The sequence below is a fragment of the Saccharopolyspora rosea genome, assembly GCF_025643595.1.
In the GTDB taxonomy this organism is placed as follows: domain Bacteria; phylum Actinomycetota; class Actinomycetes; order Mycobacteriales; family Pseudonocardiaceae; genus Saccharopolyspora; species Saccharopolyspora rosea.
Genome location: NZ_CP102826.1, coordinates 83,991 through 103,146 on the forward strand (window position 1 = coordinate 83,991; position 19,156 = coordinate 103,146).

The window sequence follows — 19,156 nt, forward strand, 5'->3', positions numbered from 1 at the left end:
TCGCCTTGATTCCGGTAGTGGTGACCTTGAAGATTGATGTTGTGCCGGAGCTGTTGACAGAGCGAACGGTGCTGACCACGTTCGCCGCGCTCGCCGTGCTCGGGATGTTCGTCATGCTGTGCCGTGCGCGCCGGGTCAGCACCTCCGTCGAGGACGCCACCCTCAAGGCGCTGCACCGGGTCACCAACGCCGCACCCTACCTGCGGCAGGGGCTGACCCAGGAGTCCGCCGACAAGGCAGCGCCGCACCTGCGGGAGCTGCTCGCCTGCGTGGCGGTGGGCGTGGTCGATGCCGAGGCGACCCTGCTGAGCTGGGACGGCGAGGCGAACCAGCACTACGAGCACCTCCGCCCCCAGATCGAGAACGCGCTGCGCACCGGCAAGCGCGAGTACCTCGACCACGGCGAGCTGACCTGCGACCAGCGGCCGTGCGCGATGCGGCACGCGGTGGTGGTACCGCTGGAGGTGGAGGACGAGATCCGCGGCGCGCTGGTGATCATCGCGGGCGGCGACCGCAAGCGGCTGCTGCGGGCCGCGGCCGAGCTCGCCCACCACGTGTCCACCCAGCTGGAGCTCTCCGAACTCCAGGAGTCCAAGGAGAAGCTCGCGCAGGCGGAGGTGCGGGCGCTGCGGGCGCAGATCTCCCCGCACTTGATCTACAACGCGCTCAACACCGTCAGCCACCTGATCCGCACCGATCCCGACCACGCGCGCGACCTGCTGCAGGAGTTCGCCGACTTCACCCGCTACTCGTTCCGCACCAGCGGGATGTACACGACGCTGGCGGACGAGATCCGCAACATCGACCGGTACCTGACGATCGAGCGGGCCCGGTTCGGACCGGACCGGCTGAAGGTGCAGCTCAAGATCGCGCCGGAGGTGCTGCCGGTGGTGGTGCCGTTCCTGGCGCTGCAACCGCTCGTGGAGAACGCGGTGCGGCACGGGCTGGCGAACAAGCCCGGCGGCGGCACCGTCTCGGTGACCGCCGAGGACAACGGCGCCGAGGCGTTGATCAGCGTCGACGACGACGGTGTCGGCATGGACCCGGAACGGCTGGACGCCGAGCTGTCCGACTCGCACTTCACCGGCGCGCACGTCGGGCTGGGCAACATCAACAGCCGGATGCGGGCGACCTTCGGCCACGACTACGGGCTGGTCGTGGAGACCGAGGAGGGCGCGGGCATGAAGGTCATCATGCGGGTGCCGAAGTTCGCCCAGGGCGTCCGGCCGGTCCCGCCGCAGGCGATCGAGGAGCCCGACGTCGGGCTGGCGGCCGGGCCGCAACCGAGCCGGTAACGTCGAGGCATGACCGACAAGGCGCCGCAGAGGTTCACCGACCTGTTCACCGAGAAGTTGTCCGCGAAGCTGCCCGGCAAGCTCGCCGAACGCGCCGAGCGCGGACCGGTGGTGACCGTCGTCAAGCTGCACGGCGTCATCACCCCCCAGCCGTCCCCGGTGAGTCGCCCGACGATCTCGTTGCAGACCGTGGAGTCCGCGCTGACCAGGGCCTTCGGGCACGACCGGCTGAGCGCGGTGGCGCTGTCGATCAACTCGCCCGGCGGCGCGCCCACGCAGTCGGCGCTGGTCGCCGACCGCATCCGCGCCCTGGCCGAGGAGAAGGGGGTCCCGGTCCTGGCGTTCTGCGAGGACGTGGCGGCCTCGGGCGGCTACTGGCTGGCCTGCGCGGCCGACGAGATCTACGCGCACGGCACGTCGATGGTCGGTTCGGTGGGCGTGGTCAGCGCCGGCTTCGGCCTCACCGGCCTGCTGGAAAAGCTCGGCGTCGAGCGCCGGGTGCACAGCGCTGGCGACCGCAAGGTGCGCCTCGACCCGTTCGCCCCGGAGAAGGACGACGACGTGCAGTGGCTGCGCGGGATGCAGGACGAGCTGCACGAGCAGTTCCGCGAGTGGGTCCGCAAGCGCCGCGGCGCCCGGCTCGCGGCCGAGGACACCGAACTGTTCTCCGGTGAGGTCTGGACCGGGGTCAAGGCCGAGCAGCTCGGGCTGGTCGACGGTCTGGGATCGGTCCGCGAGATCGTCAAGCGCAAGTTCCCGGACAGCCACCTGGTCACCGTGGAACCCCGCAAGCCGCTGCTGGCCAAGCTCGGCATGGGGTCCTCGGTCCGCGGCGGCGACCCGTTCAACGCCGTTCTCGACACCCTCGAACAGCGCGCGATGTGGTCGCGCTTCGGGCTCTGACCGCCTCGCTCCGCGCCGCGGCGGCCCGCACTCGGTCGAACACCGCGCGTAGTTGTTCTTGTTGCTATGCGTGGATGTTCGATTCCCGGCGCTGCTCTTTCCGGGCGTTTCCGCTGCTCTGTTCGGGCTAAATTCCGCGCTGCATCGCTCTTTTCCGTGCAGTGGGGGACCCGGTGTCCTTCGCGTTCCGTGAAGCCTTAACTTGGGTTGGGCGGCCGTGATTCATTTCACTCGCCGATCGGCGGGTCGCAGTGCACGGGAATCCGGCCCGATCATGGACAGTGCGCCCACGGCGCGGCAGGATGTGGCGTTGCAGTGACTACCCAGGAGAACTCCGCAGGTCTCGTCGTCCTGGCTGTCGACGACGAAGTGGCCGGTCTGGAGGAGATGAAGTACCTGCTCGGCAACAATCCGCGTGTCGAGCGGGTGTTGACCGCGTTCGACGCGGCGGAGGCGTTGCGCTTGCTGCGCAGCGATGATCCGGGGCTCAGCCGTCCGGAACCAGAAGAGTCCATTGTGGACGCAGTCTTCGCGGACGTGTCGATGCCCGGGCTGAGCGGGATGGAACTGGCGCGGGTGCTCACCGCGTTCCGGAACCCCCCGGCGTTGGTGTTCATCACCGGCCACGAGGAGAACGCGCTGGAGGCGTTCGAGGTCGGTGCGCTGGACTACATCATGAAACCGGCCGACTCCGGGCGCGTGGACCGCGCGCTGCGCACCGTGGAGAAGACCAAGCAGCAGCGCGCCGAAGCGGGGCGCGTGGTGGAGAGCGCGCCCGCCGAGGACGACGAGGTGATCCCGGTCGAGCTCGGCGGCACCACGAAGCTGATCCCGCGCTCCGAGGTGCGGTGGGTCGAGGCGCAGGGCGACTACGCGCGGCTGCACACCCAGGACGGTTCGCACCTGGTGCGGATTCCCCTGGCACAGCTGGAAGAACGCTGGTCCGAGGCCGGTTTCCTGCGCATCCACCGGTCGTACCTGGTGTCGCTGCCGCTGGTCACCGAGCTGCGGATGTCCTCGTCCGGGTACTCGGTGGTGCTCGGCGGCGGCCCGCAGAAGGAACTCCCCGTCAGCCGTCGGCACACCCGGGAGCTGAAGGACCGGTTGGTGCGCGCGCCGCGGCAGGGCTGGGGATCGCAGTGACATGAGCCCGGACGGCTTCGACCTGCGCAGGCTCGCGGAATCGCCGCGACCGCGCCGAAAGCGCGTGGTGCTCGCCGATCGCGGGCACACCCGGCGGGTGTCGCGCACCATCGCCGAACTGGAGGAGCAGACCAGCGTCGGCGAGATGCTGGTCCAGCAACTGGTGAAGGCGCAGCTGCGCAGCGCGCTGGTGACGACCGGGCTGGTCGCCGTGCTGCTGCTCGGTCTTCCCGCGCTGTTCTGGGCGGTGCCCGCGGCCGGACATGCCGAGGTGTGCGGAGTCCGGTTGGCGTGGTTGCTGCTGGGCGTCCTGGTCTACCCGTTCCTGGTGCTGGTCGGATTCCTGTGCACCCGCAACGCCGAACGGCACGAACGGGACTTCATCCACATGGTGGAGCAGTAGCCGCCGGCATTGGCATGATCACAACCGAATCACCCACCAACCCCCTGGAACACCCCTGAGATGGTCGCGGAATCCTGGTCCCTGGTCGGCATCGCGCTGATCGTCGTGGCCACGCTCGGCATCGGCTTCTGGGGATCCCGCGCGGCCCGCACCACATCGGACTTCTCCGCGGCGCGCCAACTGGTTCCGGCGGAGCGCAACGCAGCCGCGATCTCCGGGGAGTACCTGTCCGCCGCGTCGTTCCTGGGCGTGGCGGGACTGGTGCTCAAGGACGGCGTCGACGCGCTGTGGTACCCGATCGGTTTCGCCGCCGGATATCTCGCGTTGATGCTGTTCGTCGCCGCGCCGATGCGCCGCTCGGGCGCCTACACGCTGCCGGACTTCGCCGAGGCGCGGCTGGATTCGCTGGGGCTGCGCTGGTTGTGCGCGGTGCTGACGTTGCTGATCGGCTGGCTGTACCTGGTCCCGCAGTTGCAGGGCGCCGGGCTGACGCTCGCGGCGATCATCGGGTTCCCGTACTGGATCGGCGTCGTCGCGGTCGTGGTCATCGTGCTGGTGAGCGTGCTGTCCGGGGGCATGCGGGCGATGACGCTGGTGCAGGCGTTCCAGTACTGGGTGAAGCTGTTCGCCATCACGTTGCCCGCGTTCGGGCTGTTCATGCTGTTCCTCGCCGGCGGGAGCGCGCACCACCGGCAGGCGCTGCGCGACCCGCACCCGCCCGCGTTCCGGCACGACACCACGGTGCACGTGGAGATCGACGTGCGGATGCGGGTGAGCGAACCGGTGTGGTTGAGCGACGCGCACGGCGCGGTCTACCTGCGGCCGGGCGTCTACCCGGTCGCCGCGGGATCCGAGCTGCACTTCCCGGCGGGGGCGCCGGTTCCGGTGGTCGCCGACGGCGAGCCGGACAACGACAGCTGGCTGACCCCGCAGAACAAGGGCCTCGCGGGGCTGCTGGAGACGTACTCGGTGATCATCGCGACGTTCCTGGGCACGATGGGCCTGCCGCACGTGCTCGCGCGCTTCTACACCAACCCGAGCGGGCACAGCGCGCGGCGCACCACGTTGTACGTGCTGGCGATGCTCGGCGCGTTCTACCTGTTCCCGACGGTTTTCGGCCTGCTGTCCCGGCTTTTCGTGCCGTACCTGCTGGTGACCGGCGAGACCGACGCGGCGGTGCTGCTGCTGCCGCAGGCGATGCTGGGCGACAACTGGGTCGGCGGCGTGCTCGCCCTGGTCACCGCGGCGGGGGCGTTCGCGGCGTTCCTGTCCACCTCGTCCGGGCTGGTGGTGAACACCGCCGGCGTGCTGTCCACGGACGTGCTGCGCGGCCGGTCCGTGGACTTCCGGCTGGTCACCGTGCTGGCGTGCGTGGTGCCGACGCTGCTCGCGCTGCCCGCGGACCACCAGGACATCGCGCGCAGCGTCGGCCTGGCGTTCGCGCTGGCGGCCTCGACGTTCTGCCCGGTGCTGGTGCTCGGGATCTGGTGGCGCGGGCTGACCGCACCGGGTGCGGCGGCGGGCATGCTCGTCGGCGGTGGGGGCGTGCTGCTGGCGGCGGCGGTGCACGATTTCGTCCCGGAAGACGTGCTCACCTGGTGGGCGGCGCTGATCAGGCAACCGGCGCTGGTGACCGTGCCGCTCGCGTTCGCCGTGGCGGTGGCGGTGAGCCGGGCGACGCGCAGTCGGATCCCGCCCGGCGTCGGCCGGGTGATGCTGCGGTTGCACGCCCCGGACCGGTTGGGGTTCATCGACGACCGGCTCGCCCGCCCGGTGTCCGAGCCGACCGCTGAGCCGCGTCGCGGACGACACGAACGCTGAGCAACAGTTACTGAGCGTGTCTACTGATCCATTCGGGTGAGAATTGTCCGAAGTGGACAACGCACGGTGTTGTTTTCCGAAAAATCAATCCGCTGCACGGGTGAAAATCCTGGCGGGGGTCACAATTCGATACCTCCTCTCGGTGGCCCGGCCTTCATTCGATCGTTAGCTCCAGTACGCCCAACGGACCTTCACAGCGGTGTCCGTTCTACGTAGCGTTCCCGCGTTGTACTGATCTGAACGGGTTTCCGGTCGCGCTGCGTGGCCGGACCCTTTTCCTGTGGGAGGAGCACCGTGAGCACCACGGACCAAAGCGGGTCCGGGTCCGGTATCGACGCCGAAACCTGGGCCACTGCGCAGAGCAGCCCCGAATTCGCCGAATTGCGGCGCCGACTTCGCACCTTCGTCTTCCCGGTATCGGTGCTTTTCCTTGCCTGGTACCTGGTCTACGTGCTGCTCGCCGACTACGCGCACGGCTTCATGAGCACCAAGCTGGTCGGCAACATCAACGTCGCCCTCGTGCTCGGTCTGCTGCAGTTCGTATCGACCTTCGCGATCACCACGTGGTACGTGCGCTTCGCCAACCGGCGCCTCGACCCGGTGGCCGAGCAGATCCGGGAGACCGTGGAAGGAGGCAGCGAGTGATCGCCGCACTGGCGCCGATGGCAGCGGAAGGCGCTGACACCGCGCAGAACCGCTGGCTCAACATCGGCATCTTCGCCGTGTTCGTCGCGATCACCCTGGTGATCGTGTTCCGCGCGAGCCGGACCACCAAGACCGCGTCGGACTACTACGCGGCCGGACACGCCTTCACCGGCCCGCAGAACGGCATCGCGATCTCCGGCGACTACCTGTCCGCGGCGTCCTTCCTGGGCGTCACGGGGGCCATCGCGGTGTACGGCTACGACGGCTTCCTGTACTCCATCGGGTTCCTGGTGGCCTGGCTGGTCGCGCTGCTGCTGGTCGCCGAACTGCTGCGCAACACCGGTCGCTACACGATGGCCGACGTGCTCAGCTTCCGGATGCGGGAGCGTCCGGTGCGCACCGCCGCGTCACTGTCCACATTGGCCGTCACGTTCTTCTACCTGCTGGCCCAGATGGCCGGTGCGGGCGGCCTGATCGCCCTGCTGCTGGGCATCACCGGCAAGGGCGGGCAGGCCATCGTGATCTTCGTGGTCGGCGCGTTGATGATCCTGTACGTGCTGGTCGGCGGTATGCGCGGCACGACCTGGGTGCAGATCATCAAGGCCGCGCTGCTGATCGCGGGCACGTTCGTGATGACCGTCTGGGTGCTGGGCCTCTACGGCTTCAACCTGTCGGAGCTGCTGGGTTCGGCCGCCGACTCGGTCGGGCAGAAGGTGCTCAACCCCGGTGCGCAGTACGGCAAGACCGGCACCAGCAAGCTGGACTTCATCTCGCTGGGCGTCGCCCTCGTGCTCGGCACCGCCGGTCTGCCGCACGTGCTGATGCGCTTCTACACCGTGCCCACGGCCAAGGAGGCGCGCCGCTCGGTGGTCTGGGCGGTCTGGCTGGTCGGGCTGTTCTACCTGTTCACGCTGGTGCTCGGGTACGCGGCCGGGGCGCTGGTCGGACCGACGGCGATCAAGGCCGCGCCCGGCGGGGTGAACTCGGCGGCGCCGCTGCTGGCGCTGCAGGTCGGCGGGCCGCTGCTGCTCGGGTTCATCTCCGCGGTGGCGTTCGCGACGATCCTCGCGGTGGTCGCGGGGCTGACCATCACGGCGTCGGCGTCCTTCGCGCACGACATCTACGCCAACGTGATCAAGAAGGGTACGGTCGACGACAAGCAGCAGGAGGTGAAGGTCGCCCGGATCACGGCGGTGGTGATCGGCGTGGTGTCCATCCTGGGCGGCATCGCGGCCAACGGGCAGAACGTCGCGTTCCTGGTGGCGCTGGCGTTCGCGGTCGCCGCCTCGGCGAACCTGCCGACCCTGCTGTACTCGCTGTTCTGGAAGCGGTTCAACACCACCGGTGCGCTGTGGAGCATCTACGGCGGTCTGGCGGTGACGCTCGCGCTGATCGTGTTCTCGCCCGCGGTGTCCGGTGACAAGGAAGCCATGTTCCCGTCCCTGGACTTCGCGCTGTTCCCGTTGAAGAACCCGGGGCTGGTGTCGATCCCGGTGTCGTTCCTGCTGGGGTACCTGGGCACGGTGCTGAGCAAGGACTCCGCCGACGCGGCCAAGTACGCCGAGATGGAGGTCCGGGCGCTGACCGGCGCCGGCGCCGAGAAGGCCACCGAGCACTGAGCAACCCCTCTCCATCCGAGCGCCCCGTTCGGTCCCCGGGCCGAGCGGGGCGCTCGCGCGTGGACTCACACCGCGAGGAGCTCGTTGGCCTCGGCGGCGAAGTGCACTTCCCAGAAGTCGTTGTCCACCCGCGACGCGGTGCTGACCGTGAGCAGCTCCAGGACGAGCGGATCCGCCATCCGCACGAAACCGGCGAAGCGCGGCAGGCCGGTTTCGCCGGGGACGGCCACATGGCCCCAGTCGCCGCCGTCAGGCCAGCGCAGGATTGCCCGGGACACGTCGTTCCCCCTTTCCATTTCAACGGCTGAATCGAACAAGACCACTGTCGCACGGATTAATCGGGGAAAGTCGCGCTCCGTGGCATGACCGACCGAAAGCGTGATCGACTGCGAGGTCGGTTCGGGTCTTACGCGGACTCCACCGGGGGCGTGGCAGCATCGGGTTCGTGACTACTCCAGTACCCGGTCATCAGGTGCCCGGCGTGCAGCCCGAGGAGCTGCCGACCGAACTGCCGGACGGCAGCGTGCTGCTCGACGTCCGGGAGCACGAGGAATGGCGGGCCGGCCACGCCCCGGGAGCGGTGCACATCCCGATGAGCGAGATCGTGCAGCGGCTCGACGACATCCCCGAGGCCGACCAGCTCTACGTCGTCTGCCGCTCCGGCGGGCGGTCGGCGAAGGTCACCGCGTACCTCAACGCCAACGGCTGGGACGCGGTCAACGTCGAGCGCGGCATGAACGGCTGGGCCGCCACCGGCCGCCCGCTGGTGTCCGACGACCCGAGCGGCGAACCGTACGTGCTGTGACCCACGGCCCCGCGGGACGACGACCGCTGGTGGAGTGGGAGGCCACCCCGCCGGGCGGACCGCGCCCAGTGCGCCCCCGGCGCCGACCTCGCCGCTACACCGGTCCGCCCGCCTACCCGGCCGTGCCCCGGTGGGGCTTCCCGATGCTGGCCTGGCGGTGGCCGTTGGCGCTGCCCGCGCAGCGGCGGGTCGACCCCGGGGAGCGCGCGGAAGCGGTGGCCGCGACGGCGTTGCCCGCGCTGTGGGTCACCGCAGGGCTCGGCCTGGTCGCCGGGTTCGCCGAGTTCTGGCGGTACCTGCTCCTGCTGCGCAGCCGCGACTCGGCGCTCGGCAGGATGACGCTGGCGATCTCCGACGCCCTGGTCGGCACGACCGGCGTGATCCTCCTGCTGCTCGGGCTGTTCACCGGCGTGGTCGTCGTGCTGTGGGCGCTGCGGGCGCGGCAGGCCGCGGCCGAGACCCTCGGCGTGCGCAACGCGCGTCCCGACTGGCAGGTGGTCGCCGGGGTCCTCGTGCCCGGGCTGAACCTGTTCGTCCCCGGCTCGGCGCTGGCCGAGCTGGAGCACACCGCGCTCGTGGCCGAGGGGGCGCGGGAACGCGGCGCGCGTCCCCGGCCGTCGGTGCTCGTCCGGCTGTGGTGGGCCGCGTGGATCGCGAACCTGCTGCTCGGCTGGACGGCGTTCGCGTGGCGCTTCCGCACCGGTGTGCAGGCGATGGCCGACGGGGTCGTGCTGCACGTGTGGAACGACCTGGTCGTCGCCCTCCTCGCGGTCCTGACCGCGCTGGTCGTCCGGTACCTGATGCGGTTGCTCGTACCGCTGGACCCCACCGAGCTCAAGCGGCTGCGGGTGCTGGCCACCCGAGGTGCCCCGCCGCCGTCGAAGGCGCCCCGCCCGGCGGACGCCGCGCGCTGAGAGCCTGTCTTTGAACTCGTTTTGGGTGGCGGTGCCGGTGGCGGAACCTCATGAGGCCGCCCCGCGGGTGATGCCGGACACCGCGCGTACGGGTTCGGTCACATCTGACGGATCGCGCGGCCCCGCGCCCGCATAATCGGCCGCGTGCGGCAGACGACCCCCGACGTCGTTGCGCACCGGGGAGCGTCGGCCCACCGCGCCGAGCACACCCGCGGTGCTTACGAACTGGCTCTCGAACAGGGAGCGGACGCGCTGGAATGCGATGTCCGGGTGAGCCGGGACGGCCACCTGGTGTGCGTGCACGACCGGCGCGTCGACCGCACCTCCAGCGGACGCGGTGTGGTCAGCGAGCTGACCGTGCAGGCGATGTCCGCGCTGGACTTCACCCACCACTCCGTCGACGACCCCGAGCACGGCGTGCTCACCCTCGACGAGCTGCTCGGCATGGTCAGCGACCACGGACGCGGTGTCCGGTTGTTCGTGGAGACCAAGCACCCGGTCCGCTACGGCGGTCTCGTCGAGCAGAAGCTGCTGGCCATGCTGGTCCGGCACGGGATGGCGACGCCCGCGGACAAGGAGTCGTCGACCGTGGTGATGATGTCGTTCGCACCGTCGGCGGTGCGCCGCTTCCGGCTGGCCGCGCCGAAGGTGCCGACCGTGCTGCTGTTCGACCGCTGGGGCAGGCGGCGCGGCGGTCTGCTGCCGCCGTGGGCCGACCACGCGGGTCCGGACATCCGGCTGCTGCGCGAGGACCCGGACTTCGTCGCGCGCGCCGCCGAGTTCGACCACGACACGTACTGCTGGACCGTCGACGACCCGGCGGACATCGCGTTGTGTGACCGGGCCGGCGTGCGGTTCGTCGCCACCAACGCGCCCGCCCGCACCCGCTCCCACCTCGCGGAACCGGATCTGCCACGCTTCGGTAGCGTCACGCCGTAATTACCGCGAGCGAGGAGACTCCCAGTGGCCGAGAACACCGCCCCCACGATCAAACCGCGGCAGCCGTGCCCGTGCGGATCCGGCAAGCGCTACAAGGCGTGCCACGGCAAGGCGGGCGGTGCCGCCGACGTCATCGTGACGCGGCCCTTCGAGGGCCTGGCGGCCGAGTGCGAACTGGTGGCGCTGCGGGAGTTCGTGCCATCGGCCACCGCGCCGCTGCCGTTGCGGGACGGCGAGGTCACGCTCGCCACGGTGCTGCCGATGGCCGCCGCCGCGCTGCGCCGCACCGACGGCAAGGCATTCGTGGGCCTGCAGGTGCAGACCCACTCCGGCGACATCAGCCGGGACCTCGCGCGCGCCGTCGAGTGGGTCCTGGCGGCCGAGCCGGGCAGCTCGCTGCCGGTCGTCGGTCCGGAGACCGCCGAGCCCGGCACGGTTCCGGCCCGCCTGCAGGACCTCGTGGACCCCGAGGCCGCGCTGGACGTCGAACTGCACCGGGACTTCTCGTGGTGGCTGCCCGAGGACGTGGAGCCGACCGGCGAGGTGGCGCTGTCGCTGGAGCGCGCGAACGCCGCGATCATGCCGACCGACCGGCTCGACGTCGAGGGCGTGGAGTCGGCGTACTGGGTCGACGCGGGCGAGAAGGCGCACCTGCGCTGGGTGCGCCCGGAGCCGGAGGAGCGGCTGCTGGCGGCGCTGGCGCGGCTGTCCGCGCGCGGTGAGCTGTCGCTCGACGAGGACAGCCGCTACGCGGGTTCCTTCCGGGCGCACGGCCTGTTGGTCCCGGTCTGGGACCTGGACCGGGAGAAGCACGCCCGGGAGTGGGACCAGCCCGCCGCCGACCTGGGCCGGCGCCTGGACGAGGCGCTGGCCTCGCTGGACTCCGAGCCGCTGGACGCGGCCGAGCGCCGGGCCCGCGACGGGCTGCGCGGTCGCCAGGTGACGATCCGCTGACCGGGTGACCGACGCGACGGTCGGGCAACCGCCGCGGGTGTGACGGCGTTCCTCTCCGAGCCGATGTTCCCGGGTGGAGAGGAGTGGAGGGTGACCGCGCACCTGCCCGCCGTGCCGACCACCGCGGAGGCGGTGGTGCCCCGGCAGGCGCGCGGCGGGGACATGGCAGCCACCGAAGACGATTTCGCCGAGTTCGTCCGGGCGACCCTGCCCGGGCTGATGCGCTACGGCCACGCGCTCACCGGCAATCCGCACGACGCGGCCGACCTGGTGCAGACGGTGCTGGAGAAGGTCGGCGCGCGCTGGTCGAAGATCAGCCGCACGACCGACGAACCGTTGGCGTACGTGCGCCGCGCGATGGCCAACGCGCACATCAGCCGGTGGCGCCGCACCCGGCGCGAAACGCTGCTCGCCGACTTCCCGGACGTCCCCGCCGCCGCCCACCGGGACCGGCTGGAGGACGAGCCGCTGTGGACGGCGCTGCGGTCGCTGCCGCCGAGACAACGGGCCGTCATCGTGCTGCGTTACTACGAGGGGCTGTCCGAGGCGGAGATCGCCGACACGCTCGGGATCAGCCGAGGCACGGTCAAGAGCCAGGCGAGCAAGGCCCTCACGACGCTGCGCCGCAGGCTCGGCGCCCACGCGGAGGGGGGTGACGGGTGATGGACGACCTGGAGGACGAGCTCCGGCGGCTGCTGCGCGACGACCGGCTGGACGTGCCGGTGCGCACCGGGGCGGAGTGGTCGCTGGTCGCGGGCGCCCGTCGCCGTCGCCGACGGCAGGGCGTGCTGGCCGCCGCCGGAGGCGCGGTCGCGGCGACGATGCTGTTCGGAGGCGGGGTAGCGCTGGTGAACCAGCAGAGCGTGGCACCGGTGCCGCCCGCGGTACCGCCCGCGGTCAGCCAGGCGCCGCCGCCCGGTGTCCCGCCGACGGCGCACCACCCGCACCACCCGGCACCGAACCCGCCGCTGCCACCGGAACCCTCGTCGCGGGCGCTGTTCCCGCCGCTGCCGTCGTCGAGCTCCGAGCCGCCGTCGATCCTGCGCGAGACGGTCACCTCGGAACCGGCGCCGACCTCGTCGCGACCGCCGACCAGCACGACCGAGTCGAGCACCACGGAGCCGCCGACCTCGGAGCCGGGGCCGGGCGGCTGAGGTCCGCTACAGGTGGCCGCCCGCCACGCGCGGGGCGGTGGCGTCGGTGTCGTGGTCGCCGACCGACTCGCGGGCGAGGTGGTCCTCCACGTGGAAGAGGTTGCCCTTGGCCCGGTCCACGACGTTGAGCAGCGTGGACATCTGGGAGACCTCCTCGACCTGTTCCTTGAGGAACCACTGCATGAACTGCTCGCCGAGGTAGTCGCCCTCCTCGCGGGCGGTGCGCGCCAGCGTCTCGATCTCGCGGGTGACCTCGCGCTCCTGCTCCAGCGCGAGCGCCACCAGCTCGCGGGTCTCGCCGAAGTCGTTGCGCACCTGGTCGATGCCCGGGATGTGCGGCTTGACGTCGTTGTCCATGAGGTACCCGACGATCATCATCCCGTGGTTGCGCTCCTCGACCGCCTGCCGGTAGAAGAGCGCGGCCAGGCGCGGGAGGTCGTTGTTGTCGAACCACACCGCGACGGCGATGTACTGCTGGGCGGCGGTGAATTCGTTCCGGATCTGCTGCTGCAGCAGGTTGTGGAATTTCGATTCGCGGTGCTGGATGGGTTTCGCGGCGGTCATGGACCTGAAGGTACTCTGGAACCAGTCCAGTCTCATCCAAGGGAAGCCTAAACAACGTGTGGCACGCCTAATTTTCCTGAGGCTTGCCACGCTTTTCCCGGGAAGTTCGATCTGTTCCGATCCTGCTCATCCGTGCAGGTGGGAGCGTTGATCCATTGATGTTGCGGTGAATTCCCGATGTTGTGGACGGCGAATCCGTGCACGCTTTTCAAATTGTTTTCACGTTCGAGTCGTCGCCGTTCCCCCGATCAAGGGGGAAAGCGCGGATCACAGCGGAGCCCGGGTGATCGGGCAGGACATGCAGCGCGGGCCGCCGCGTCCGGAACCGAGTTCGGAACCGCTGATCCGCACGACCTCGATCCCGGCGTCCTCCAGCCGCGCGTTGGTCTCCACGTTCCGCTCGTAGGCCACGACCACGCCCGGTTCGAGGGCGAGCGTGTTGTTGCCGTCCTCCCACTGCTCCCGCTCGGCGGTCACCGGGTCCAGACCGGTGTCGATCACCCGCAGGTGGTCGATGCCCATCGCCTCCGCCGCCGCGTCCAGGAACGGCGCCGGGCCCGACACGGTCAGCTCCCCGTCGCGGGAGCGCAGCGCGTACGCCACCAGGGAGTCCTGGATGGCCGGGTACATCACGACCGCGTCGCGGTCGACCATGGTGCACACCGTGTCCAGGTGCATCGACGCGCGCGCCTGCTCGATCGGCACGGCGAGCACCGTGTGCGCCAGGTCGTCGGCGAACATCGAGCGCGCGAACGACTCGGCGCCGGCCGGCGTGGTGCGCTCGCCGACGCCCACGGCGACCACGCCCGGCGCGAGCAGCAGCACGTCGCCGCCCTCGACCGGCGCCGAGTGCGCGCCGTACGCGCGCGGGACGTGCGAGAACCGCGGGTGGTAGGCGTAGAGGAGGTCGGTGAGCGCGGTCTCGCGGCGCCGAGCGGGCATCGCCAGCGCCGCCACGGCCACCCGGTCGCCCACCCACATCGAGGAGTCGCGGGTGAACAGCAGGTTCGGCAGCGGCGGGATGGCGAAGTCGTGCGCGTGGTGCATCCGGCGCACCAGCGACGCGCCCTCGGCGGCGGGCAGCTCCTCGAAGGTCATCCCGGCGATGAGGATCTCCGCGAGCGCCTCGTCGTCCACGCTGGACAGGTGCGAGCGCAGCGTGTCCGCGATGTCGGTGCCGACCGCGCGTTCGTCCACTCCGGCCAGCACCGCGGCGGCCCGTGCCCGGGAGTCGCCGAGCGTCTCGGCGAGCAGTTCGTGCAGCAGCAGCACCTCGACGCCTCGGCCGCGCAGCACCTTGGCGAAGGAGTCGTGCTCCTCCTGGGCGCGGTCGACCCACGGGATGGCGTCGAACAGCAGCTGGTCGCTGTTGCGCGGGGTGAGCCGCTTGAGTTCCGCGCCGGGGCGGTGCAGCAGCACGGTGTGCAGCTGGCCGACCTCGCTGTGGACGTGTGGTTCGCGCACACCCGAAGACTAGCCGCGAATACCGAAAGCATCGCCGGTCCGCGGCGATTTCGATGGTTCGTTAATCAGCTGGCTGGCGCTGCGGTGGTTCGTTGCGCCGCGTTCAAGGTAGCCATGCGACTCGGCCGCGCAGCGCCGCGTACCCGACGAAGGCCACCACGTCGATCAGCGCGTGCCCGACGACCAGCGGCCACAGCCGGTTCGTGCGCTGCCAGACCCGGCCGAAGACCAGGCCCATCACCACGTTGCCCACGAAACCGCCCACGCCCTGGTACAGGTGGTAGCCGCCGCGCAGCACCGCGGCCAGCCACAGCGAGCGGTTCTCCGACCACCCGAGCTGCCGCAGCCGGGTGAGCACGTAGGCGACGATCAGCACCTCTTCGGCGAACGCGTTGCCGAACGCCGACAGCGCGAGCACCGGTGCCCGCCACCACGTGTCATCCAATGTGGACGGTTGCACGGTGAGGCTCAGCCCCAGCGCGTGCGCGGCCAGGTACAGGCCGAGGCCCGGGATGCCGATCAGCGCGGCGAGGCCGATCCCGCCGGCGACGTCGCGACCCGGCCGCGAGCGGTCCAGGCCGACCCGCCGGAGCGCGACCCCGCTGCGCCACAGCAGGTACGCGCCGAGCGCGCCCCACGCGCACAACCGCGTGACGTTCGTGAGCTGTTGCAGCATGTCGAGCAGCCCCAGCTGGGCCTGCGGTGCGTTGATCGCGACGTTCTGGTCCGCGAGGGGTTGCGGGCGCAGCAGCGCGTCGAGCAGCGACAGCAGGCTCTGCACCGCGGAGAACCCGAACGTCACGAGCAGCACGACGACCATCTCGACGGCGATGGCCCTGCGCTCCCGGGCAGCCGCGATCGTCTCCGGTTCCTCGGGGCGGGTGGGCGCCAGCCATGCGCGCAGGGTGCCACTCACGGCTCGAACGGTACCGGGACGGGTGATCCGCCCTGGCAGGACACGGGTGCGTGCGCCTCCATGGGGGACGACCGGGCAGCGGGCCGGTTCCGTTCGTGCCCGACCGCGGGAGCGGGAACAACGGGAACGCCCGGGCGGAACCCGCGTGTCGTAACGGCCCGTCGGATCGGTGCGACGTCGGTGTCGGAGGGGGCGAAATGGACGGACTTCGGGTGTTCCTGTGGGGAGGCGCCGAGGCCGACTGCGCCCTGCGCGCGCTCCAGGCGCTGCGCCCGTTCCAGGTGCTCGACGGGCCGGTCGGCTCGGCGGCGCTGGTCGGCGTCCGCGACGGCGTGCTGGTGGAGCTCAACGACTCCGACCCCGGCACGCTGGAGGTCCGGTTCGTCGACGCGCACCGCTCCCGGCGCGCGTGGATCGCGGCCCACTCGTTCTTCTGGATGGTCACCCGTCATCCGCCGGTGGACGAAGCGATCCTGACCGGGCCGGGCGTCGCGCCGCTGCACTTCCGGGAGGGCCGGATCCGGCACGTCCAGACGTCGTGATCAGCGGCGCTGCTGCGCCAGGAACGGGCAACCGACCAGGCGGCGCAGTTCCCGGCCCAGGTGTTCGGTGGTGAACACCGGTCGGGAGAAGGCCAGCCGCACGTCGTGGTCGCCGTCGGCGGACTCCACGCGCAGCCGCAGCCCGAACTTGTCCAGGCCCAGCGGGCGGACGTGCCCGCCGCGCAGCGCCTCCGGCAGGTGCCGGGTGAGCAGGCCGACGACGTCGCGGTGCGACATCTCCAGGTGCCGCAGCCAGCCGTCCTCCAGCAGGCAGAACGGATCCGGGGAAGCGGCCCGGAACTCGGCGGCGTCGACCGAGCAGGTGTCCTCGGAGTCGGCCAGCACCAGCGACGCCGACTCGACCCGCAGCACGCTGGCGCCGTGCCCGGCGTCGAGCAGCCGGCTGTCCGGGCGCCGTTCGGCGACCGCGAGGACCTCGGCGCGCGCCTCGTCGCCCCGCAGCAGGCGGACCCAGCCGGTCAGCCACAGCAGGCCGCGCACCGGTTCGCGCAGCCGCACGGGCGTCGGGTCGGCGATCTCCAGCACCGCGGCCAGCTCGCCGCGCGGGGCCTGCCAGGCGGACGCGACCAGCGGGTGCTCGTCGCCGAGCAGGACGGTGGCGGCGCCGTCGGCGTGCACGTGGTGCAGCAGCGGCACGATGCGGGCGGACGCCTCACCGGACGGCAGCAGGGCCGCGCGGCCGCCTCGTTCGGCGATGCTCCTGGCGCGTTCCGCCGGACTCGGCGTCGCGGGTCGGCGGGTCGTCGTCTCGCCCACTGCTCACCTCCTACTTAGGCAAGCCTAACCTAGATGGCCGCGAGCTGGGAAGTCGACTTCCGTCATACCAGGTGGGGCGGGAGCGCGGTGCGCTCATCCGGGGGAATCGCCGGAGCGTTCCCGCCGGTGCGGGATGATGGTCGCGCGCGTGCCCTATCACCCCAGGTCGGAGTCCGTTTATCGGGCACCTTTGTTCACTGCGCGGCACGGCATTAGCGTGTCTGCCGTGTCAAGCGCTGTTGAGCTTCGCGCGCCCGGTCCGCGCGGCATCCCGCCCCTGTTCGCCCGACTGGTCGACGACGCCTCGCTGTTCCCGCCCGGCAGCGCGTCGGCGCCGCAGGCGGTGGCCGATCACCTCGACGCGCGCGGTGGCCGGTACGCGGGCGTGCTGGGGCCGATGCTGTGCCAGGCGTCCCGGCTGCCCGAGCTGATCACCGAACTGGCCAAGGCGAAGCCCGCCGAACCGGTGCCGCTGTCGCTGGTGTGCGACACCGGCCTGGGCGGCGTCCCCAAGGCGCTGTCGATCATCGAGGGCCGCCAGGAACTGCTGGCGCTGCGCATGGTCGAGATGCCCGCCCCGTCCGACGTCGACGACATCTGGCTGGAGCGGGTGTCGGAGTTCGTGCCGGAGGACGTGATCCGCGTGGTCGAGCCGCGCCGCGGCGGCGACGGGTGGCTGGACGGCGTCAAGCGGGTCGCCGAGCACGGCTGCTGGCCGAAGCTGCGGTGCGCCGGGCAGACCGCCGAGTCGGTGCCGTCGGTCGAGGTCGTCACCGACTTCCTCGCGGTGGCCTGCTCGCTCGACGTGCCGTTCAAGGCGACCACCGGGCTGCACAACGCGGTGCGCAGCACCGATCCGGACACCGGCTTCACCCACCACGGCTTCCTCAACCTGCTGGTGGCGACCGCGCGGTCGCTGTCCGGCAAGGACGTCGCCGCCGCGCTGGCCAGCACCGACGCGGACGAACTGGTGGCCGAGGCCGCCGCGCTGTCCGAGGATGCGGCCAACGCGGTCCGCGACGTCTTCGCCTCCTGCGGGTCGTGCTCGCTCAAGGACCCCATCGCCGATCTCGAAGGACTGGGACTGCTGTGAGCTGGATCGCCGACCCCGAGTTCGCCCCGGACAAGCCGTTCGGACCGCAGACCCTGCCCTACGGGGTGCTGGTGACCGGGTCCGGACCGGTGGTGGCGGTGCGGGTCGGCAGGCACGCGTTGCCGCTGCGCGGCATCGCCGACTCGCTCGGTCCCCGGCTGGCCGACCTCGTGCGCGGCGACTCGCTCGACCCGCTGCTCGCCGCCGGTCGTCCCGCCTGGCGCGAGCTGCGCGAACGCCTCACCGAGATCGTCACGGCGGACCGGGCCCCGGCCGGGGCCGACCTGGTGCGCACCGACTGGCACACCCTGGTGCTGCCGTTCACCGTCGGCGACTACGTCGACTTCTACTCCTCGCGGCACCACGCCGAGAACGTCGGCCGCATCCTGCGCCGCACCGGCGCGCCGCTGGCGGAGAACTGGACGCACCTACCGGTGGCCTACCACGGCCGCGCGGGGACCGTGGTCGTCTCCGGCACCGACGTGCACCGGCCGTTCGGGCAGCGCAAGGCGTCCGGTGACCCGCAGCCGGCGTTCGGGCCGACCCGGCGGCTCGACTTCGAGGCCGAGGTCGGGTTCGTCTGCGGCGGCGAACCCGCCGCGCACCTGTCCACCGCCGACTTCCCGGAGCACGTGTTCGGGGTGGCGCTGGTCAACGACTGGTCGGCGCGGGACGTCCAGCTGTGGGAGTCGCAGCCGCTGGGACCGTTCCTGGCCAAGTCGTTCGCCACATCGGTGTCCGGGTGGATCACCCCGCTGGAGGCGTTCGAGCACGCGCGGGTGCCGACCCCGGAGCCCGAGCACCAGCTGCAGGACTACCTCGTCGAGGACCAGCCGTGGGGCCTGGACCTGCGGCTGGAAGTGCGGTGCAACGAGACGCTGGTCGCCAGCCCGCGGTTCGAGCACATGGCGTGGTCGCCCGCCCAGCAGCTGGCGCACATGACCGTCAACGGCGCCACCGCGCGCCCCGGTGACCTGTACGCATCCGGAACCGTGTCCGGCCCGGAACGCGCCCAGCGCGGCTGCCTGCTGGAGCTGACCTGGGGCGGGGCCGACCCGATCACGTTGCAGGACGGGGAACAGCGGACCTTCCTCCAGGACGGCGATCGCGTGACACTGAGTGGCAGTGCCCCGGGCCAGGGCGGTTCGGTCGTCGGCCTCGGCGAGGTGGCGGGCACGGTCCTGGCAGCGGCTCGGAGGTGACGC

The 19,156-nt window shown here is 71.2% G+C and carries 21 protein-coding genes; 16 read left to right on the top strand and 5 right to left on the bottom strand.

Annotated features, from left to right (window positions below):
- Window positions 1-41: 41 nt before the first annotated feature.
- From NV263_RS00410 to NV263_RS00440, 7 genes are all read left to right on the top strand, one after another.
- On the top strand, window positions 42-1,295 hold the full coding sequence (locus tag NV263_RS00410; protein WP_263250353.1) for a sensor histidine kinase: 1,254 nt from the start codon (window positions 42-44) through the stop codon (window positions 1,293-1,295).
- A 9-nt stretch (window positions 1,296-1,304) separates the two neighbouring features.
- Entirely contained in the window at window positions 1,305-2,198 is an 894-nt protein-coding gene (locus NV263_RS00415) for a S49 family peptidase (protein WP_263250354.1), read from the top strand.
- A gap of 315 nt (window positions 2,199-2,513) precedes the next feature.
- Entirely contained in the window at window positions 2,514-3,341 is an 828-nt protein-coding gene (locus NV263_RS00420; protein WP_263250355.1) for a LytR/AlgR family response regulator transcription factor, read from the top strand.
- Between the two features lies 1 nt (window position 3,342).
- Window positions 3,343-3,744 (top strand): hypothetical protein, encoded by a 402-nt coding sequence (locus NV263_RS00425; protein WP_263250356.1) that lies wholly within the window; start codon window positions 3,343-3,345, stop codon window positions 3,742-3,744.
- Between the two features lie 60 nt (window positions 3,745-3,804).
- Window positions 3,805-5,565, top strand: a complete 1,761-nt coding sequence (locus NV263_RS00430) for a sodium/solute symporter (protein WP_263250357.1) — start codon at window positions 3,805-3,807, stop codon at window positions 5,563-5,565.
- Window positions 5,566-5,859: 294 nt separating this feature from the next.
- Window positions 5,860-6,210 carry a DUF485 domain-containing protein gene (locus tag NV263_RS00435; protein WP_380758792.1) on the top strand — a complete coding sequence of 117 codons (351 nt, stop codon included), beginning with the start codon at window positions 5,860-5,862 and terminating at the stop codon, window positions 6,208-6,210.
- A gap of 17 nt (window positions 6,211-6,227) precedes the next feature.
- Window positions 6,228-7,829 carry a solute symporter family protein gene (locus NV263_RS00440; RefSeq protein ID WP_263254452.1) on the top strand — a complete coding sequence of 534 codons (1,602 nt, stop codon included), beginning with the start codon at window positions 6,228-6,230 and terminating at the stop codon, window positions 7,827-7,829.
- Window positions 7,830-7,894: 65 nt separating this feature from the next.
- Here NV263_RS00440 and NV263_RS00445 read toward each other — a convergent pair whose 3' ends face one another.
- On the bottom strand, window positions 7,895-8,107 hold the full coding sequence (locus NV263_RS00445; RefSeq protein ID WP_263250358.1) for a hypothetical protein: 213 nt from the start codon (window positions 8,105-8,107) through the stop codon (window positions 7,895-7,897).
- Between the two features lie 203 nt (window positions 8,108-8,310).
- Between NV263_RS00445 and NV263_RS00450 the strand changes: the two genes are divergently transcribed.
- The 6 genes from NV263_RS00450 (at window position 8,311) to NV263_RS00475 (ending at window position 12,595) form a co-directional block, all read left to right on the top strand.
- Entirely contained in the window at window positions 8,311-8,634 is a 324-nt protein-coding gene (locus NV263_RS00450; RefSeq protein WP_263254454.1) for a rhodanese-like domain-containing protein, read from the top strand.
- Window positions 8,631-9,548 (top strand): DUF4328 domain-containing protein, encoded by a 918-nt coding sequence (locus NV263_RS00455; protein ID WP_263250359.1) that lies wholly within the window; start codon window positions 8,631-8,633, stop codon window positions 9,546-9,548. Before NV263_RS00450 ends, NV263_RS00455 begins: the two co-directional genes overlap by 4 nt.
- 144 nt (window positions 9,549-9,692) lie before the next feature.
- Window positions 9,693-10,487: a glycerophosphodiester phosphodiesterase gene (locus NV263_RS00460; RefSeq protein WP_263250360.1), complete on the top strand. Its 795-nt coding sequence runs from the start codon at window positions 9,693-9,695 to the stop codon at window positions 10,485-10,487.
- A gap of 24 nt (window positions 10,488-10,511) precedes the next feature.
- Entirely contained in the window at window positions 10,512-11,441 is a 930-nt protein-coding gene (locus NV263_RS00465) for an SEC-C domain-containing protein (RefSeq protein ID WP_263250361.1), read from the top strand.
- Between the two features lie 90 nt (window positions 11,442-11,531).
- Entirely contained in the window at window positions 11,532-12,104 is a 573-nt protein-coding gene (locus NV263_RS00470; RefSeq protein ID WP_380758798.1) for a SigE family RNA polymerase sigma factor, read from the top strand.
- The gene (locus tag NV263_RS00475; RefSeq protein WP_263250362.1) at window positions 12,104-12,595 is read left to right on the top strand and encodes a hypothetical protein; all 492 of its coding nucleotides are present in this window, start codon (window positions 12,104-12,106) and stop codon (window positions 12,593-12,595) included. Before NV263_RS00470 ends, NV263_RS00475 begins: the two co-directional genes overlap by 1 nt.
- A 6-nt stretch (window positions 12,596-12,601) precedes the next feature.
- Here NV263_RS00475 and NV263_RS00480 read toward each other — a convergent pair whose 3' ends face one another.
- The 3 genes from NV263_RS00480 to NV263_RS00490 all read right to left on the bottom strand — a co-directional run bounded on the left by NV263_RS00480 (window position 12,602) and on the right by NV263_RS00490 (window position 15,539).
- On the bottom strand, window positions 12,602-13,159 hold the full coding sequence (locus tag NV263_RS00480; protein ID WP_263250363.1) for a ferritin: 558 nt from the start codon (window positions 13,157-13,159) through the stop codon (window positions 12,602-12,604).
- A gap of 267 nt (window positions 13,160-13,426) precedes the next feature.
- Window positions 13,427-14,623 carry an arginine deiminase gene (gene arcA, locus NV263_RS00485; RefSeq protein WP_263250364.1) on the bottom strand — a complete coding sequence of 399 codons (1,197 nt, stop codon included), beginning with the start codon at window positions 14,621-14,623 and terminating at the stop codon, window positions 13,427-13,429.
- Window positions 14,624-14,726: 103 nt separating this feature from the next.
- Entirely contained in the window at window positions 14,727-15,539 is an 813-nt protein-coding gene (locus tag NV263_RS00490) for a CPBP family intramembrane glutamic endopeptidase (RefSeq protein WP_263250365.1), read from the bottom strand.
- A 197-nt stretch (window positions 15,540-15,736) separates the two neighbouring features.
- Between NV263_RS00490 and NV263_RS00495 the strand changes: the two genes are divergently transcribed.
- A complete protein-coding gene (locus NV263_RS00495) occupies window positions 15,737-16,081 on the top strand; it encodes a hypothetical protein (protein WP_263250366.1) in 345 nt (114 codons plus the stop codon).
- On the opposite strand, the gene NV263_RS00500 is transcribed toward NV263_RS00495, so the two are convergent.
- The gene (locus tag NV263_RS00500) at window positions 16,082-16,858 is read right to left on the bottom strand and encodes a DUF2470 domain-containing protein (protein WP_263250367.1); all 777 of its coding nucleotides are present in this window, start codon (window positions 16,856-16,858) and stop codon (window positions 16,082-16,084) included.
- 226 nt (window positions 16,859-17,084) lie between these two features.
- Between NV263_RS00500 and NV263_RS00505 the strand changes: the two genes are divergently transcribed.
- Entirely contained in the window at window positions 17,085-17,951 is an 867-nt protein-coding gene (locus NV263_RS00505) for a hypothetical protein (protein WP_317630383.1), read from the top strand.
- Window positions 17,948-19,153 carry a fumarylacetoacetate hydrolase family protein gene (locus NV263_RS00510; protein WP_263250368.1) on the top strand — a complete coding sequence of 402 codons (1,206 nt, stop codon included), beginning with the start codon at window positions 17,948-17,950 and terminating at the stop codon, window positions 19,151-19,153. The genes NV263_RS00505 and NV263_RS00510 overlap by 4 nt, the downstream gene beginning before the upstream one ends.
- The last annotated feature ends 3 nt before the right edge of the window (window positions 19,154-19,156 follow it).

Bases quoted from the DNA above. Each gene is read 5' to 3' on its own strand.
- NV263_RS00425 (WP_263250356.1), top strand. From the start codon at position 3,343: ATGAGCCCGGACGGCTTCGACCTGCGCAGGCTCGCGGAATCGCCGCGA.
- NV263_RS00415 (WP_263250354.1), top strand. From the start codon at position 1,305: ATGACCGACAAGGCGCCGCAGAGGTTCACCGACCTGTTCACCGAGAAG.
- NV263_RS00430 (WP_263250357.1), top strand. From the start codon at position 3,805: ATGGTCGCGGAATCCTGGTCCCTGGTCGGCATCGCGCTGATCGTCGTG.
- NV263_RS00475 (WP_263250362.1), top strand. From the start codon at position 12,104: ATGGACGACCTGGAGGACGAGCTCCGGCGGCTGCTGCGCGACGACCGG.
- NV263_RS00480 (WP_263250363.1), bottom strand. From the start codon at position 13,159: ATGACCGCCGCGAAACCCATCCAGCACCGCGAATCGAAATTCCACAAC.
- NV263_RS00495 (WP_263250366.1), top strand. From the start codon at position 15,737: ATGGACGGACTTCGGGTGTTCCTGTGGGGAGGCGCCGAGGCCGACTGC.
- NV263_RS00440 (WP_263254452.1), top strand. From the start codon at position 6,228: ATGGCAGCGGAAGGCGCTGACACCGCGCAGAACCGCTGGCTCAACATC.